Origin of the sequence: Thermococcus paralvinellae (genome assembly GCF_000517445.1) — an archaeon.
Lineage (GTDB): Archaea > Methanobacteriota_B > Thermococci > Thermococcales > Thermococcaceae > Thermococcus_B > Thermococcus_B paralvinellae.
Window position 1 is genome coordinate 1,314,801 of the sequence record NZ_CP006965.1, and the last position, 14,139, is coordinate 1,328,939.

Below are 14,139 nucleotides of genomic sequence, written 5' to 3' on the forward strand. Positions count from 1 at the left end.
AGGACAAAAGTGTGTAAAGGCAATGAAAGGTTGGAAATTCTTTATTCTAAACTTTTTGTTAAAATAGAACCAAATTATTTTCGATTTTCTAAAAAGCAAGCTTGAGAATATTGCCTTAATCAAAAATCTTATATACATTCTTACTTATCCTTGGGTAGGTGAGGGCTAAATGGTAGAAAATTATACAAAATTGGGTATTTATGATGACATAAGTCAAACTATAGGGAGAACACCGATAGTTAGACTCAAAAGGATTGAGGAGTACTTCAACGTTCAAAACGAGCTCTATGCTAAAATAGAGTTCTTCAACCCAGGAGGGAGCATAAAGGATAGGATTGGAAAGTATATGATCGAAGGGGCCAAAAGAGAAGAGAAAATAACTGAGGGAGCAGTAATAATCGAGCCCACATCAGGGAACACGGGAGTTGGCTTAGCCTTAGTTGCAGCAGTTGAGGGATACAAGACAGTGTTTACAATGCCAACAAAAATGAGCTTAGAGAAGGAGCTTCTCCTTAAAGCTTTAGGTGCTTTTGTAATTAGAACCCCTACTGCAGTAGCTCCAAGCGATCCAAACTCCTACTACAAAGTAGCTGAAGCCGTGAGGAATCTCATTTGGAAAAAGAAGAAGCCAGTGAGCAGAGATGAACTTAAAGAAATAGTCGATTATGTGCAAAAGCTCGTTGATGAGAACAGGTTAGACGAACTAAAAGCTATTCTTGAGGAGGAAGTTGAGGAAACTCCTTACGCATATATTCCGAATCAGTACTTCAACAAGTACAACCCAATAGCACATTATGAAACAACTGCCAAAGAAATTTGGAAGCAGACTAAGGGAGAAATAGATTATCTTTTCGCAGGGATTGGCACTGGAGGAACTATAACTGGAATCGGGCGCTATCTAAAAGAGAGAAAAGACGTCAAGATAATAGGCATTGATCCAGTGGGCTCAATCTACAATCTCGTAAAGAAGGGAATGAGCTTAGAAGAAGCTGTGAAAAAAGCCCATCCTTATTTAGTTGAAGGAATTGGGGAGGATTTGCTCCCAGAGACTGTTGATTTGAGCCTAGTTGATGATATAGTTGTTGTCAATGACCAAGAGGCCTTTTCAATGACGCGCTTCTTGGCAAGAAGAGAGGGCATCTTAGCCGGTGGCTCTTCGGGGGCAGCCCTCTATGGAACAATAAAATATCTCAAGGAAAACGGAGTAAAGGGAAAGAAAGTTGTTGTAATCTTCCCAGACACTGGAAGGAACTACATGACAAAGATTTTCAACGATAAATGGCTTCTCGAAAACGGCTTTGAGATTTATGATGAAAAAGTTCTGGAGGGATTGAGATGAGGGGTTTTTCAACTAAGGCTATCCACGTTGGTGAAGACCCAAGAGAGATGCAGCATGGAGATGTCGTCTCTCCAATTCACCTCACAACAACTTTCGCAAAGAAAAGCGTGAGAGAAGTTGAGGAAGGCTATGTTTACTCAAGAAGCGGCAATCCAACAAGAGATAGGCTTGAGAGAAAGCTAGCTGCCCTTGAAAATGCAAAGTACGGGTTGGCCTTTTCCTCCGGATTGGCTGCTGAGTCAACAATACTCCTAGCCCTGCTCAAGAAGGGCGACCATGTAATTGCTTTTGATGACCTCTACGGAGGGACTAAAAGACTGTTCAACCAAGTTATGGAGCGCTTTGGGATTGAGTTTACTTATGTGGATGCAAGAGAGCCCGAGAACGTTAGAAGTGTGATAAAAGAAAACACAAAGATGATTTGGCTCGAAACTCCTACAAACCCTCTCCTAAAGCTAGCTGATATTAAAGCAATTTCTGAGATTGCTCATGAGAGAGATTTAATCGTGGTGGTGGACAACACATTTGCGAGTCCATATTTCCAAAATCCGCTGGATTTGGGTGCTGACATAGTCCTCCACAGCGTTACTAAATACATTGGAGGACACTCCGATGTTGTCGGAGGAGCCGTGATGGTAAATGACGATGAGATCTATGAGAAGTTAAAGTTCCATCAAAATGCAGTCGGTGCAATTTTATCACCCTTTGACTCCTGGCTCGTTATGAGGGGCATTAAAACGCTTGCTGTTAGGATGGAGAGGCACGAGAAGAACGCCATAAGGATTGCAAAGTATCTGGAAGAGCACCCATTGGTTGAAAGAGTTTATTATCCAGGCTTGCCTTCACATCCGCAGCACGAGCTCGCAAGGAGGCAAATGCGCGGCTTCGGAGGGATGCTCTCATTCGAGCTTAAAGGAGGATTGAAAGAAGCGATAAAGTTCGTAGAGAGCTTAGAAATTTTTGCATTAGCGGAGAGCTTAGGAGGCGTGGAGTCGTTAATCGAGCTCCCAGCTTTAATGACCCACGCCTCTCTTCCAAAAGAGGAAAGGGAGAAAGTTGGCATAAAAGACTCCCTTATCAGAGTTTCAGTTGGAATAGAAGACGTTGAGGACTTGATTGAAGACTTGGAGAGAGGCTTTGAGGCGGTGAGAAGATGATACCAAGCATCAGTGAGATTAAAGAATTCTTGAAAAAGCTCGGCTTTGATGAAAGCTCAGTTAATGAGCTTATAGAGCAGATAGAGTACTTTGAAGGAGAAGCACCCCAGAGGGATGATATCGTGAGGGACTACTTTAGGGAGGAGTGCATAGAAACGATAGTTAACGACATCGTTGAAGAAATCCTAAAGCTAAACAAGGAAAACATTAAGCTCTTAGACGTTGCAGCTGGCTCAGGGTTTTTCACAGAGAGAATCAAGAGGAAGCTCGAAGAGAGGGGAGTCAAAGCAGACGTATATGGTTTGGATATAACACCAAGCATGCTGAAAAGGCTTAATGAAAAGGGAGTAACACCCATTTGGGGAGTTGCCGAGAAAATTAGGGAATCCATTGAGATTGCCAACGAGCACTACGGCATAAATGCTCCAAAAGAATTCGACGTCGTGCTCTCCACCCTGGCGTTCCACCACTTCCTGAAGCCTGAGAGAGTGCTAAAGAGCATGAAGAGTGTTTTAAAAGAAAGCGGTAAGGTGATAATAGTTGACGTCCTCAAGCACGAACACGAGGAGTTCAAAGAAACTCTAAAAGACATTCACCTTGGGTTTTCACTGGAAGAAATAGGCGGGCTCGCCTCAAGGATATTTCCAAAAGTGAAAGCAAAGTACATAGATGCCTACTGTGAAGTTGATGGCATCATTGTAGGGCTCTACAAAGCCGTGCTCTATAAAAAGTAAAAAAGATATCAGCTTTCCAACAGCTTTCTCTTCCTTCTTTCGTACTCTTCGTCATCTATTTCTCCCCTTGCATACTTCTCGTCCAGAATTTCAAGTGCTCTCTTTTTTGATGTGCCACTTGGGCTCTGCTCGATTATCCACTTAATGAACCACACTACTGCAACTATTATTGCAACCCAAAACAGGAGCATGAATATTGCTCCAAAGATTCCAAAGTAACCAAATCCCATCATATCGTGCCACCCCCATTCACCTTCTCCAACGTGAACTAAAAATCTCCCAGCATTAATACTTTCAAACATCATTTTGCTCGCCTCATATGTTATTCAGCTGAAAGAGTTATATCCCTTATTCTTTGCAAAATGCGAAATATAATACCTAAAAATTTCGAAAAAGAAAAAGAAGAGTTGCCTCAAACCTTTAAAAACCTCGCGTTTATGGCAACTATAACCGTGCTCAGGCTCATCAGAAGAGCACCCACTGCGGGGCTTAATAGTATTCCGTAATTATAGAGTACCCCAGCTGCCAAAGGAATTGCAAATGTGTTATAACCAGTTGCCCACGCTAAGTTTTGCACCATCTTCCGATAGGTTGCTCTTGCAAGGTGTATCGCTGTTATAACGTCTCTTGGATCATTCTTGACAAGGATTATGTCCGCGCTTTCTATTGCCACATCGGTTCCAGCTCCAATTGCTATTCCAACGTCCGATTGAATCAAGGCTGGAGCATCGTTTATCCCATCTCCAACCATTGCCACGACAAAGCCTTTTTCTTGGAGCTCCTTAATCTTCTCTGACTTCTGATGGGGCAAAACCTCTGCAAAGTAGCCATCTAAGCCAAGCTCCTCAGCAACCCACTTGGCAACTTTTTCATTGTCTCCTGTGAGCATATAAGCCCTAATTCCCATCTCGTGCAGTTTTTTTATCGCCTCTTTTGACTCAGGTCTTATCTTATCGGCTAAAGCTAAGGCACCGACCAGCTTTCCACCAATGACTAAGAACACCACAGTTTTGCCCTGCTCCAGGACTTTATTAACGCGCTCGTCCTCCCTCCACAGATTTCTCTCTTTGAGAAATCCTGGACTGACCACGAGAACTTCTTTTCCGTTGATGACACCCTGTACACCTTTACCCGGTAGAACCCTTGATTCTCTAACCTCGTAAATCTCAAGGCCGAGCTCCTCCGCCTTCTCGACTATCCCCTGTGCTATCGGGTGTGATGAGTGGCTTTCTAATGTTGCTACATACCTTAAGATTTCCTCCTCGCTGAGATCATCCAATGGAATTACATCCGTTACCTCAAACTTTCCTTTCGTTAGTGTTCCTGTCTTGTCAAAGACAACCACCTGAACATCCTTTGCCCTCTCAAAGGCTTCTCTGTTCCTAATGAGTATTCCTTTCCTCGCTGATATTGATGTTGAAACTGAGACCACTAAAGGAACAGCCAATCCCAAAGCGTGGGGGCATGTAATCACCATCACGGTGACCATTCTCTCCAAAGCGAACACAAACGGCTTTCCTAAGTAGAGCCAAGCTCCCAGAGTTGCGCTTCCCGCAGTTATTGCAATGAGTGTGAGCCAAAACGCTGCTCTATTAGCTAAGTCTTGAGTTCTTGACCTCGTCTCTTGGGCCTGTTTTACAAGCTCAACCACCTGCATCAAGTAGGTCTCTTTCCCAGTCTTCTCAATCCTTACTTTAATTGAGCCTTCCAAGTTTATTGAACCACCAATAACAATGTCACCAGGTTTCTTATAGACAGGCTTTGACTCACCGGTGAGCATTGCTTCGTTTATACTCGTCTCGCCTTCGATTATGATGCCATCTGAGGGTATCTTCTCGCCGGGCTTGACTAAAACTATATCCCCCTTCTTGAGCTCGCTCACTGGAACGTCTTTTATTCCCTCAGGAGTTATTAAGTGGGCATCAGTTGGCATGAGCTTTATCAGTTCTTCCAAAGCCCTCGAAGCGCCGAGAACAGAACGCATCTCTATGTAGTGCCCCAAAAGCATGATGTCAATAAGCGTCGCAAGCTCCCAGTAGAAGGTCTTTCCAGGCAAACCAAAGGTTACTGCAGCGCTGTAGAAAAAGGCAACCGTGATTGCCAAAGCTATTAGTGTCATCATTCCCGGCGTTCTCTTTTTGAGCTCGTCCCTCATCCCTGTCAGAAACGGTTTCCCACCGTAGAAGTAGACCACTGTCGATAGCGCAAAGAGAACATATCTATCGCCCGTGAACGTGAATGTAAAGCCAAAGAACTTTTGAATCAGCGGAGATAGGAGCAGTATCGGAATCGTAAGTATAGTGGAGATTATAAATCTCTTCTTAAAGTCCTCCATCATCATTCTATGGTGATCCGCATGCGAATGCTTGTGTTCTTCATGCTCATGATTTATGTGTTCATGCTTTTCTTCCTCCATCTTGTGTCTATGCATTTCATGCTCCTCATGCATGTGCTCTTTATGCATTTCTTTTTCATCATTATTCATTAAACTCCCTCATAGATATAACACAATGGAAGTTAATATAATTAATCTCTGCCAAGTTGAAAATATAATAAGATTAGATTTTCAGAAATGTAGCTTAGAAGAACTTCCTTTAACGTTCCAAAAATATCACAGCTGAAACGTTGACAGGTAGGTTTTCCCTTTTCATAAGCCCTCTCTATCCCAAACCATGAGTAGAGATAGAAGGAGAACGAAAAGAACGCTAAGCGCATAGAACATTTACATCACCTCAGAATCCTCATCGCATTAAACACCGCTATGAGAGCAACACCAACATCCGCAAAGACAGCCTCCCACATTGTAGCCTCTCCAAGGATTCCAAGGCTTATAAAGGCCAGCTTGACCCCAAGGGCAAAGATTATGTTCTCCCACACTATCCTCTGTGTTCTCCTTGCAATTTTAATTCCTATGGGCAATTTTGAGGGTTTATCATCCATTATAACTACATCTGCTGTCTCTATAGCGGCATCACTTCCCAAAGCACCCATTGCCACTCCTATATCTGCCCTTGCGATAACTGGAGCATCATTTATTCCGTCGCCTACAAAGACTATCTTTTCATCATCTTTCTTCTCTTTTTCGAGTTTTTCAATGATTTCCACTTTATCCTCTGGCAGAAGCTCAGCATAGAACTCATCCAAGCCAATTTGTTTTGCTATTGCTTCTGCAACATCTTTGCTGTCTCCAGTCACCATTACAACCTTTTTAACTCCCAAACGCTTTAGCTCTCTCACGGCTTTTGGAGCATCTTCCTTTATTTCATCCGAAATCACTATATAGCCCGCGTATTTCCCATTAACGACCACATGAGCAACAGTCCCTTTTACATGGCATGTATCGTGATCTATATTGAATTTGTGCAGCAACCTATCATTTCCAACCATTACTTCAATGCTATCTATTCTTGCTCTAACGCCATGTCCAGCTATTTCTTCATGCTCTTTAATCTCAGCTTCATTGATTTCTTTCCCATAGGCCTCCTTTATCGCCTTTGCAATCGGGTGGTTTGAGTGTGCCTCTGCCAAAGCGGCGAACTTAATGATTTCTTCCTTGCTGAAGCCGTTTCTCGTCTCTATCTTCGTGACCTTGAAGACACCCTTCGTCAGTGTACCCGTCTTGTCAAAAGCTACGATTGTGGCTTTGCTGAGGGCATCGAGAAAGTTCGAGCCCTTGACGAGTATGCCCTCCCTCGCTGCTCTTCCAATCCCTCCGAAGTAGCCGAGCGGTATTGAAAGCACTAAAGCGCAAGGGCATGAGATTACCAAAAGCACTAAAGCCCTATAAACCCATTTAGAAAAGGGTTCTCCAAAAGCTAATGGGGGAATTAAGGCAACGAGTGCAGCTAGTCCGACCACTGCCGGAGTATAGTAGTGAGCGAACTTCGTGATGAACTTTTCTGTTTTAGCTTTCCTTGCACTTGCATTTTCAACAAGCTCTAGAATCCTCGAAATAGTTGACTCTCTAAGCTCTTTCGTAACTTTGACCGTCAAAAGACCGGTTAAGTTCACCATTCCAGAAAGGATCTCATCCCCTTCCTTAATGGTCCTTGGCACACTTTCACCGGTCAAAGCTGAAGTATCGACGCTCGAGCTTCCCTCAATAACAACGCCATCAACTGGAACTCTCTCACCGGGCTTGACAATTATAATGTCCCCTACCTTGAGCTCCTCCGGCTTGACTTTAATTAGATTATCCCCAACTTTCAAGTTTGCATATTCGGCTTTTAATGATAACAAAGCCTTAATTGAGCGCCTTGACTTATTAACGGCCAAATCTTGGAAGAACTCACCAATAATGTAAAACAGCATAACACCCACAGCTTCTGGATATTCCTGGATTGCAAATGCTCCCAGTGTGGCTATAGCTATGAGAAAGTTCTCATCAAAGACGTTCCCATGGACTGAGTTGATAAAAGCGTTCCTCAGCACTTTCCAGCCCACAAGAAGGTAGCTCGCGACAAATATTCCAAGCACAAAAGCATTGTCGTAGTTGTAATAATATCTCAATAGCATTCCTGCTGTGAAGAGCACAAGCGAAGGTATTATAAAGTAAAGCCTTTTCCTTAGATCCTCGTCGTGATCGTGGTGCTCTTTCTTCTCAATTATCTTAACACCTGGCTCGACCTTTTTCACTATCTCTTTGGCCTTCTCAGTATCTCCTTCAATAACTAGCTCGCTTGTTGTGAAATTAACCAACGCAAACTCAAAGCCTTCTTTTTTCAATGCTTCCTCAATTTCATAGGCACAGCTAGCACAGTCAAGGCCCTCAAGCTTAAGCTTCTTTGGCATTTTATTCACCCAAGTGCTTGAGTGCGATCTTCAAAATCTCCCTTATATGCTCGTCATCCAAACGGTAGAAGACATTCTTTCCTTCTCTTCTATAACTAACAATTCTCCTATCCTTTAAAACTCTAAGCTGATGGGAAATCGCTGAAACTGATAGACCAGTAATGTTTGATAAATCGCAGGTGCAGAGTTCTTCTTCCATTAGGGCTAACAAAATCTTAAGCCTCGTTGCATCGCCAAATGAATCAAAGAAGTTTGCCATTTCTACTATCAACTCATCATTTGGAAGCTTTTCTTTAACTTTAGCAATCTTTTCTTCATGTTCCTCATAAACCTTACACACTTCTACCATTTTCATCACCTTCTCATTTGAGCAATTGTGCAAATATTCTTATAAATGTTTTTGGACAAAAGTGTATAGGGGGAATCACTCCAAAGAGAGAAGGTACACTCCAAAAAACATCAAAATGCCAAATAATGCTTTAATAACTGTAAAATTTTCCCCCAAGATCAAGAAAGCAAAGATAGCTCCAATTAAAGAGGAGGTCGAGAAGATTGCTCCTGTTTTCATGGCTCCGATTTCCCTCAATGCAAAGAGAAACAAGATAATGGAAAAGCCTATGCTAAAAGCTCCAACCGTTAAAATGTATGGGAGGCTTTGAAGCGGAATGTAGAAGGGAATCCCAATTAGAGAAGCCAAAATTAATAGCGCACTCCCTCCAAACAGTCCTTTTAGTGAAGTTACCAAGAGCAGATCCCGCTTAACGCTTAGCAACTTGCTCAAATTATTGTCTATTGCCCATGAAAGACCTGCCAAGATTATTAAAATATTCCCAAGGATGCCTTTGCTCAGCTCTACTTCCCTAAAGTTTTCCGTCGAGATAACAACGGCTCCAATCAAGATTAGGAGAATTCCGAGAATGCTTCTTCTTGAGGCTTTTTCTTTAAAGATTAAGAGAGCGATTAAAACTGTGAACAATGTTTCAGTATTGAGTAGAAGGGATGCATTGACCGCTGTTGTTTTATCAAGTCCAAACATAAAGGAGAGTGGTGCCAAAAAAGAGCCAAATAGCACTATAAAAGCTAATAGCAGGAGGTCTCGCCTTGAGAAGTGTTCTTGGGTTTTAACTTTAAATTCAAACCTTTCGAGGATTTTATCCTTAAGTGGTGTGAAACGGAGAAGCATTAGAACTATTCCAGCCGTTAGATAAATGCTCCCTGCTACAATCATTGGATGGGCATCTCTAAGGGCGATTTTGTTCAGCGTTGAGCTTATTCCAAAGAGCAGTGCTGCTAAGAGAGCGCTCACATAGCCATAATGGTGAGTCATGGTAGTAACTCTAAAATAAAGCCCTTATAAGTTTAGTTCACACGAAAAAGAGGAAGGTAATACAAAATTGCACTCTTTCAGCCAAAGTGTCACGCTAATGCGTGAAGAACTCCATACAAACTAGAGTCGGCAGAAAGAAAAAGCATTAATATTAAAATGCATGCTCATTCATCGGCAGTAATCCATAAAGGAAAAGTAAAGAAGATTAATGGCAGCAACAGCCGTGCCCTCTGCCATGTTTATGAGTATGAGAATGCATGCCGTGCTCGTGCTTCATTCCCTCTTCCTTGACGTATTTCTCAGGATTTGCTTCAAATTGAGCTTTGCAGTGTGGAGAGCAGAAGTAGTAAGTCTTTTCACCGTACTCCACTTTGAACTCGGTTTCTTCACTAACTTCCATTCCGCAGACTGGGTCTATGGGCATTTCAAGCCACCTCCGCTTCGTATCCAAACTTTGCAACCGCGCTGATTAGATCCTCGATCTTGAGCTTTGACTCATCGTACTCGACGACCGCGGTCTTGTTCTCGAGGCTAACCTCTGCTTTGGCACCAATTTTTTCCAAAGCCCTCTTAATTGTCATTACACAGTGCTGACAACTCATATTGTTGATCTTCAAAACAACCTTTGCCATTCAAATCACCAATATGGACTAATCGTGAAAGCTTATTGCTCTTATTCTTTACAAAGTGGGAACAGAAAAAGATTGAAACTTTAAAAACTGGCAAATTTATAATGAGTCGATTATCTCCTTGAGTTTCTCCTCCATCGGTCGCATAAGCTCGACAACCTCTTCACCAGCTATTCTCCAAGCGACACTTGGAAGCCCAATGCCGATGTAAACTCCATCCTCTCTGACATAGCCGAAAGCCGTGCAAGGCATTAAAGCACCAATGTTGGGATCAAGCTTAACGAGCTCTGCAACCACTTCACGGTCGCATATGAAAAGCACATGATAGTCCGCAACGATTCCATCTTCCCTCTCCACTATGCTTACTGGAATTCTCTCTCCTACTATGAGGAAGCCCTCCTCTTCGATTTTCCTTTTAAGCTCTTCCCAGAGCTCCTCCAAATCCCTCTCAAATCTCCTGACGTAGTAGAACTCCACCACCATCACCCCGTCCCCACCATTATGCATCTGTAAAAACTATATTCAACACCTTGACTTTCCAAAATATTCACTTAATTTGAACTCAGGCTCATCCTTTTTATACGTTGTTGAACAAAAATGGGTAAAAGGATACCAAAGCTTCTTCAAAACCCTGGAGAAGCATGCAAAAGTATTAAAGCCAATAAGACGCTTGTGCAGAGAGCTAAGTACTTAGGGCAATGTAACACGGAACAAGAGAAGAAAAAGTCAAAGCAGGCCCTCGATGAGCTCCAATATGTTGCCCCTGGCCTTGCCCCTGAGGCGCTTCAGGTGGCCGCTCAAGGCCTCACCGATGCCGTGAATGAAGAGGTTCAATGCCTCCTCACTCTCAAGTCCGCGCGAGCGGAGGTAGAAGAGGGCATCCTCATCGAACTGCCTCACCGCGGATGAATGGGCAGCGGCTTCGATTTCTCCGGTGTCGACCTCAAGCATCGGCACGCTCACACCGAGGGAGCCCTCGTCCATAATGGTTATCTGCGAAATTACCTCGCTCACCGAGTTTCTCGCACTCTCGAAGACCTTCGCAACGCCCCTGTGGATAGCCCAGCCGTTCTGGTAAGAGAACCCATGAACCCTAGTCTCGCTAATGGTTCTCTCGCCATACTGTAGGACGTTAGTGAGATAGTCAACGGAAGAGCCCACCGCTATAGGCATGCCCCTCAGGATAAGCTCGCTCTTTGCTCCTTCGAGAGAGTAGTCCTCGCGGTGGTGGCTCATCTTGCCGCCACTGATAACGGTGAAGGCTTTGACTCTGGTTCCTTCTCCGAGGCTCGCCCTCAGGAGGTAGTGCGACAAGCTTTTGTGCTTTCCGACAGTGAGTATCTCAAGCTCGGCGTTTTTGGCTTTAAGCTCGATCACCAGGGATTTTGCTCCTTCTTCGCTCAAATCGTGGATGATTATTGGCGCCTTCACGCCCTCAGCCTCTATGCTGATGTGGTGGCTGATGAAGGCCTTCTCCGATAGATGCGATACTACCACAAGCGGCTCGAGAAGGTCTTCAGTTATCCTCAGCGTGTAGGACTTCTTGAGTGCATAAAAGTGGAAGCCAAGGATTCTTGACTCCTCTGGACTTGAGAGGCCGAGCGTCCCTTCTTCAAGCACAATGCCCTTTGGAAGGTTAAAGCTCGCCTCACTTCCTGAGAGAAGGACGTGTGCCTTAATCTTTACTTCTCCGGCCTTTGTCTCCGTCGGGAGCCTAAGTGGTGAGTTTTCCTCAAAGAGCCTCCACTTGGTGTAGCTCTTTATGGTCGGACTGTCGCCGTACTTCTGGTACTCAAGCTTTTGCAGCTTTTCTAGGGTAATCCCGTTAGAGAGTCCTTTAGGACGCTCTTTAGAGAGCCTGTTAAGGCGCATCAGCCAACACCTCCGACCTCGCTAAATTCAAGCTCTATGACCTTCTTGAGTACCTCAACGTACTCAAAGGGCAGACCTTCGAGAATTTCACTTATGAAACCAAGCACTATAAGGCTCTTCGCTTCCTCCTCACTTATTCCGCGCGAGTTCATATAGAAGAGCTTGTCTTCACTAAGCTTTCCAGTGGTGGCTTCGTGGATTATGCTTGCGCTCGGCTCGTCGTTCTGGTTGTGTGGATATGTGTAGGCCTTGCTCTCCTCGTCGAGTATGAGTGAGTCACAAGATACCGTCGCCGTCGAATTTTTAGCTCCCTTCAAGATCCTCACAAGACCGCGGTAGATGTTTATTCCACCGTTGGCGCTTATGCTCTTCGAGACTATCTTTGAGCTGGTGTTCGGAGCTAAATGTATTGTCTTTGCTCCGGTATCCTTAAGGAACGGCCCATTGCTGAGGGAGACGACATACTGGGCTGTTCTGGCACCTTCTCCTTTGAGAATGCTCGAGGGGTAGGTGTAGGTTATCCTACTCCCTATGCTGCCCTCAATCCACTCTACGTAGGCGTTCTCCTCGATAATAGCTCGCTTGTTATTGAAGTTTATTACATTGCGGCTCCAATTCTGTATCGTAGTGAACTTGACGGTCGCTCCCTTGTGGGCGTATATCTCGACCATTCCGTCGTGGAAGGAGAAGCCCTTGTACATTGGAGCTGAACAGCCCTCTATAAAGTGTATGTAGCTCCCCTCGTCGGCAACCAAAAGAGTGTGCTCGAACTGTCCCTCCAATGCAGAGCCTATGACGAAGAAAGCCTCAACGGGGAAGGGAATTCTCACTCCCTTAGGCACATAAACAAAAACTCCCCCGCTCCAGAGGGCGTGATGTAAAGCAGAAAACTTGTGCTCTCCAGCTGGAAAGACTCTGCCGAAGTACTTCTTCACTAAATCCGGGTATCTCTTTACTGCCTCCTCCATTGGAATCATAATTATGCCCTTCTTCTCAAACTCCTCCTTGAGCTTCGAATATACGCTCTCGCTGTCGAATACAGCAGTTAAGCCTGAGAGGAACTTCTTTTCAATCTCTGGAATGTTAAGTCTCTCGAATGTTCTCCTGATGTTCTCTGGCAAATCATCCCAGTCCTTTACCTCGTTCCCTATCTCTGGCTTGGAATAAAGGACTAAACTCTCAAGATCAAGCTCTTCTACTCCAACAATCCATTTAGGCATCGGCAGCTTGTAGAAGAGCTCTAAAGCCTTGAGCCTGTGTCTGAGCATCCACTCCGGCTCGCCTTTTATCCTTGAGAGCTCCTCAACCATGTCTTTTGTCAGCTCTCCCTTGAGCTCTATCTCTTTTGGATAGGGCACTGCAGTCCCAAGTATTTCCTCGAGTGAACCAGCCTTGAGGATTTCTTGAAGTTTAGACTGTTCCATATTCTTCCACCGCCGTGAAGCCCTTTTCTTCGATGATTTTTACCAGCTCCACACCGCCAGAAGCCACGAGCTTGCCGTCCTTGAGAACGTGAACTCTCTGGGCGTTGAGGTATTCTAGAATCCTGCCATAGTGAGTTATGAGCAGAATTGAAGTCCCTTCTCTGTGGAGCCTGTCAATTATGCCTGCTATAACCTTGAGCGAATCAACATCAACACCGCTATCAGGCTCGTCAAGGATTAAGAGCTTAGGCTTCACGAGGTAAGCTTGGAGCATTTCAAGCTTCTTCCTTTCTCCACCAGAGAAGCCAACGTTGAGCTCCCTTGACAGTACTGAGCTGTCTAAGCCAAGTTCCTCAACAGCATTGAAAATTATCTCATACGCCTCAACCTCATCTATGTCTCTCAGATTCTTCAGCATCCTCTGGAGGAACTGGATAACTTTAACACCCTCGACCTCTACCGGATGCTGGAAGCTGAGAAATATCCCCTTCTTTGCTCTCTTCTCTGGCTTCATCTCAGTTATATCCTCGCCTTCAAAGAGTATTCTACCTTTCACAACCTTGTATCTTGGATGGCCCGCTATAGTTAAAGCCAGCGTTGATTTTCCGCTTCCATTAGGTCCCATGACGACGTGAAGCTCGCCCTCACCAATGCTAAGCGTAATCCCTCTAAGTATTTCCTTATCCATAACTTTGACGTGTAAATCTTCCACTTTCATCATGTTCATCACCGTCCTCTATATACACGAAATTGGGTAGAAAAGTTCACTTTTAAAACCTTTCTTCACAAATGTGTGTAATGAAAATGCAGAAATTAGTCGAGTCAAGTAAAGAAACCGAAAAAGAGAAGAGTTAGTGGGAGTTTGT

At 44.2% G+C, this 14,139-nt stretch carries 14 protein-coding genes; 3 read left to right on the forward strand and 11 right to left on the reverse strand.

What is annotated here, in order from left to right:
- Nucleotides 1-169 precede the first annotated feature (169 nt).
- The 3 genes from TES1_RS07305 to TES1_RS07315 are packed head-to-tail and all read left to right on the forward strand — an operon-like array spanning nt 170 to nt 3,230.
- Nucleotides 170-1,339 carry a PLP-dependent cysteine synthase family protein gene (locus TES1_RS07305; RefSeq protein WP_042681521.1) on the forward strand — a complete coding sequence of 390 codons (1,170 nt, stop codon included), beginning with the start codon at nt 170-172 and terminating at the stop codon, nt 1,337-1,339.
- Nucleotides 1,336-2,496 (forward strand): cystathionine gamma-synthase, encoded by a 1,161-nt coding sequence (locus TES1_RS07310; protein ID WP_042681523.1) that lies wholly within the window; start codon nt 1,336-1,338, stop codon nt 2,494-2,496. Before TES1_RS07305 ends, TES1_RS07310 begins: the two co-directional genes overlap by 4 nt.
- The gene (locus TES1_RS07315) at nt 2,493-3,230 is read left to right on the forward strand and encodes a class I SAM-dependent methyltransferase (RefSeq protein ID WP_042681525.1); all 738 of its coding nucleotides are present in this window, start codon (nt 2,493-2,495) and stop codon (nt 3,228-3,230) included. Before TES1_RS07310 ends, TES1_RS07315 begins: the two co-directional genes overlap by 4 nt.
- Before the next feature lie 8 nt (nt 3,231-3,238).
- Here TES1_RS07315 and TES1_RS07320 read toward each other — a convergent pair whose 3' ends face one another.
- The 11 genes from TES1_RS07320 to sufC all read right to left on the reverse strand — a co-directional run bounded on the left by TES1_RS07320 (nt 3,239) and on the right by sufC (nt 13,994).
- Nucleotides 3,239-3,535 carry an SHOCT domain-containing protein gene (locus TES1_RS07320; protein ID WP_084340032.1) on the reverse strand — a complete coding sequence of 99 codons (297 nt, stop codon included), beginning with the start codon at nt 3,533-3,535 and terminating at the stop codon, nt 3,239-3,241.
- A gap of 107 nt (nt 3,536-3,642) precedes the next feature.
- Nucleotides 3,643-5,715, reverse strand: coding sequence for a heavy metal translocating P-type ATPase (locus TES1_RS07325; protein ID WP_227738476.1), 2,073 nt, complete (start codon nt 5,713-5,715; stop codon nt 3,643-3,645).
- Between the two features lie 242 nt (nt 5,716-5,957).
- Nucleotides 5,958-8,021, reverse strand: a complete 2,064-nt coding sequence (locus TES1_RS07335) for a heavy metal translocating P-type ATPase (protein ID WP_042681528.1) — start codon at nt 8,019-8,021, stop codon at nt 5,958-5,960.
- A 1-nt stretch (nt 8,022) separates the two neighbouring features.
- Entirely contained in the window at nt 8,023-8,370 is a 348-nt protein-coding gene (locus tag TES1_RS07340; protein ID WP_042681530.1) for an ArsR/SmtB family transcription factor, read from the reverse strand.
- Between the two features lie 75 nt (nt 8,371-8,445).
- Complete coding sequence (locus tag TES1_RS07345) at nt 8,446-9,348, reverse strand: DMT family transporter (protein WP_042681532.1); 903 nt, start codon at nt 9,346-9,348, stop codon at nt 8,446-8,448.
- Nucleotides 9,349-9,553: 205 nt separating this feature from the next.
- Nucleotides 9,554-9,772, reverse strand: coding sequence for a YHS domain-containing protein (locus TES1_RS07350; RefSeq protein WP_042681533.1), 219 nt, complete (start codon nt 9,770-9,772; stop codon nt 9,554-9,556).
- 1 nt (nt 9,773) lies between these two features.
- Nucleotides 9,774-9,980 (reverse strand): heavy-metal-associated domain-containing protein, encoded by a 207-nt coding sequence (locus tag TES1_RS07355; RefSeq protein WP_042681535.1) that lies wholly within the window; start codon nt 9,978-9,980, stop codon nt 9,774-9,776.
- A gap of 96 nt (nt 9,981-10,076) precedes the next feature.
- On the reverse strand, nt 10,077-10,454 hold the full coding sequence (locus TES1_RS07360) for a DUF302 domain-containing protein (RefSeq protein WP_042681536.1): 378 nt from the start codon (nt 10,452-10,454) through the stop codon (nt 10,077-10,079).
- A gap of 249 nt (nt 10,455-10,703) precedes the next feature.
- Complete coding sequence (locus tag TES1_RS07365) at nt 10,704-11,849, reverse strand: SufD family Fe-S cluster assembly protein (RefSeq protein ID WP_173391296.1); 1,146 nt, start codon at nt 11,847-11,849, stop codon at nt 10,704-10,706.
- A complete protein-coding gene (gene sufB, locus TES1_RS07370; RefSeq protein WP_042681538.1) occupies nt 11,849-13,273 on the reverse strand; it encodes a Fe-S cluster assembly protein SufB in 1,425 nt (474 codons plus the stop codon). The genes TES1_RS07365 and sufB overlap by 1 nt, the downstream gene beginning before the upstream one ends.
- Nucleotides 13,260-13,994, reverse strand: coding sequence for a Fe-S cluster assembly ATPase SufC (gene sufC, locus TES1_RS07375; RefSeq protein ID WP_042681539.1), 735 nt, complete (start codon nt 13,992-13,994; stop codon nt 13,260-13,262). The genes sufB and sufC overlap by 14 nt, the downstream gene beginning before the upstream one ends.
- Nucleotides 13,995-14,139 lie beyond the last annotated feature (145 nt).

Excerpts from the sequence above, each read along its gene's own strand:
- TES1_RS07305 (WP_042681521.1), top strand. The coding sequence starts at position 170 with ATGGTAGAAAATTATACAAAATTGGGTATTTATGATGACATAAGTCAA.
- TES1_RS07310 (WP_042681523.1), top strand. The coding sequence starts at position 1,336 with ATGAGGGGTTTTTCAACTAAGGCTATCCACGTTGGTGAAGACCCAAGA.
- TES1_RS07315 (WP_042681525.1), top strand. The coding sequence starts at position 2,493 with ATGATACCAAGCATCAGTGAGATTAAAGAATTCTTGAAAAAGCTCGGC.
- TES1_RS07320 (WP_084340032.1), bottom strand. The coding sequence starts at position 3,535 with ATGATGTTTGAAAGTATTAATGCTGGGAGATTTTTAGTTCACGTTGGA.
- TES1_RS07325 (WP_227738476.1), bottom strand. The coding sequence starts at position 5,715 with ATGAATAATGATGAAAAAGAAATGCATAAAGAGCACATGCATGAGGAG.
- TES1_RS07335 (WP_042681528.1), bottom strand. The coding sequence starts at position 8,021 with ATGCCAAAGAAGCTTAAGCTTGAGGGCCTTGACTGTGCTAGCTGTGCC.
- TES1_RS07340 (WP_042681530.1), bottom strand. The coding sequence starts at position 8,370 with ATGGTAGAAGTGTGTAAGGTTTATGAGGAACATGAAGAAAAGATTGCT.
- TES1_RS07345 (WP_042681532.1), bottom strand. The coding sequence starts at position 9,348 with ATGACTCACCATTATGGCTATGTGAGCGCTCTCTTAGCAGCACTGCTC.
- TES1_RS07350 (WP_042681533.1), bottom strand. The coding sequence starts at position 9,772 with ATGCCCATAGACCCAGTCTGCGGAATGGAAGTTAGTGAAGAAACCGAG.
- TES1_RS07355 (WP_042681535.1), bottom strand. The coding sequence starts at position 9,980 with ATGGCAAAGGTTGTTTTGAAGATCAACAATATGAGTTGTCAGCACTGT.
- TES1_RS07365 (WP_173391296.1), bottom strand. The coding sequence starts at position 11,849 with ATGCGCCTTAACAGGCTCTCTAAAGAGCGTCCTAAAGGACTCTCTAAC.
- sufB (WP_042681538.1), bottom strand. The coding sequence starts at position 13,273 with ATGGAACAGTCTAAACTTCAAGAAATCCTCAAGGCTGGTTCACTCGAG.
- sufC (WP_042681539.1), bottom strand. The coding sequence starts at position 13,994 with ATGATGAAAGTGGAAGATTTACACGTCAAAGTTATGGATAAGGAAATA.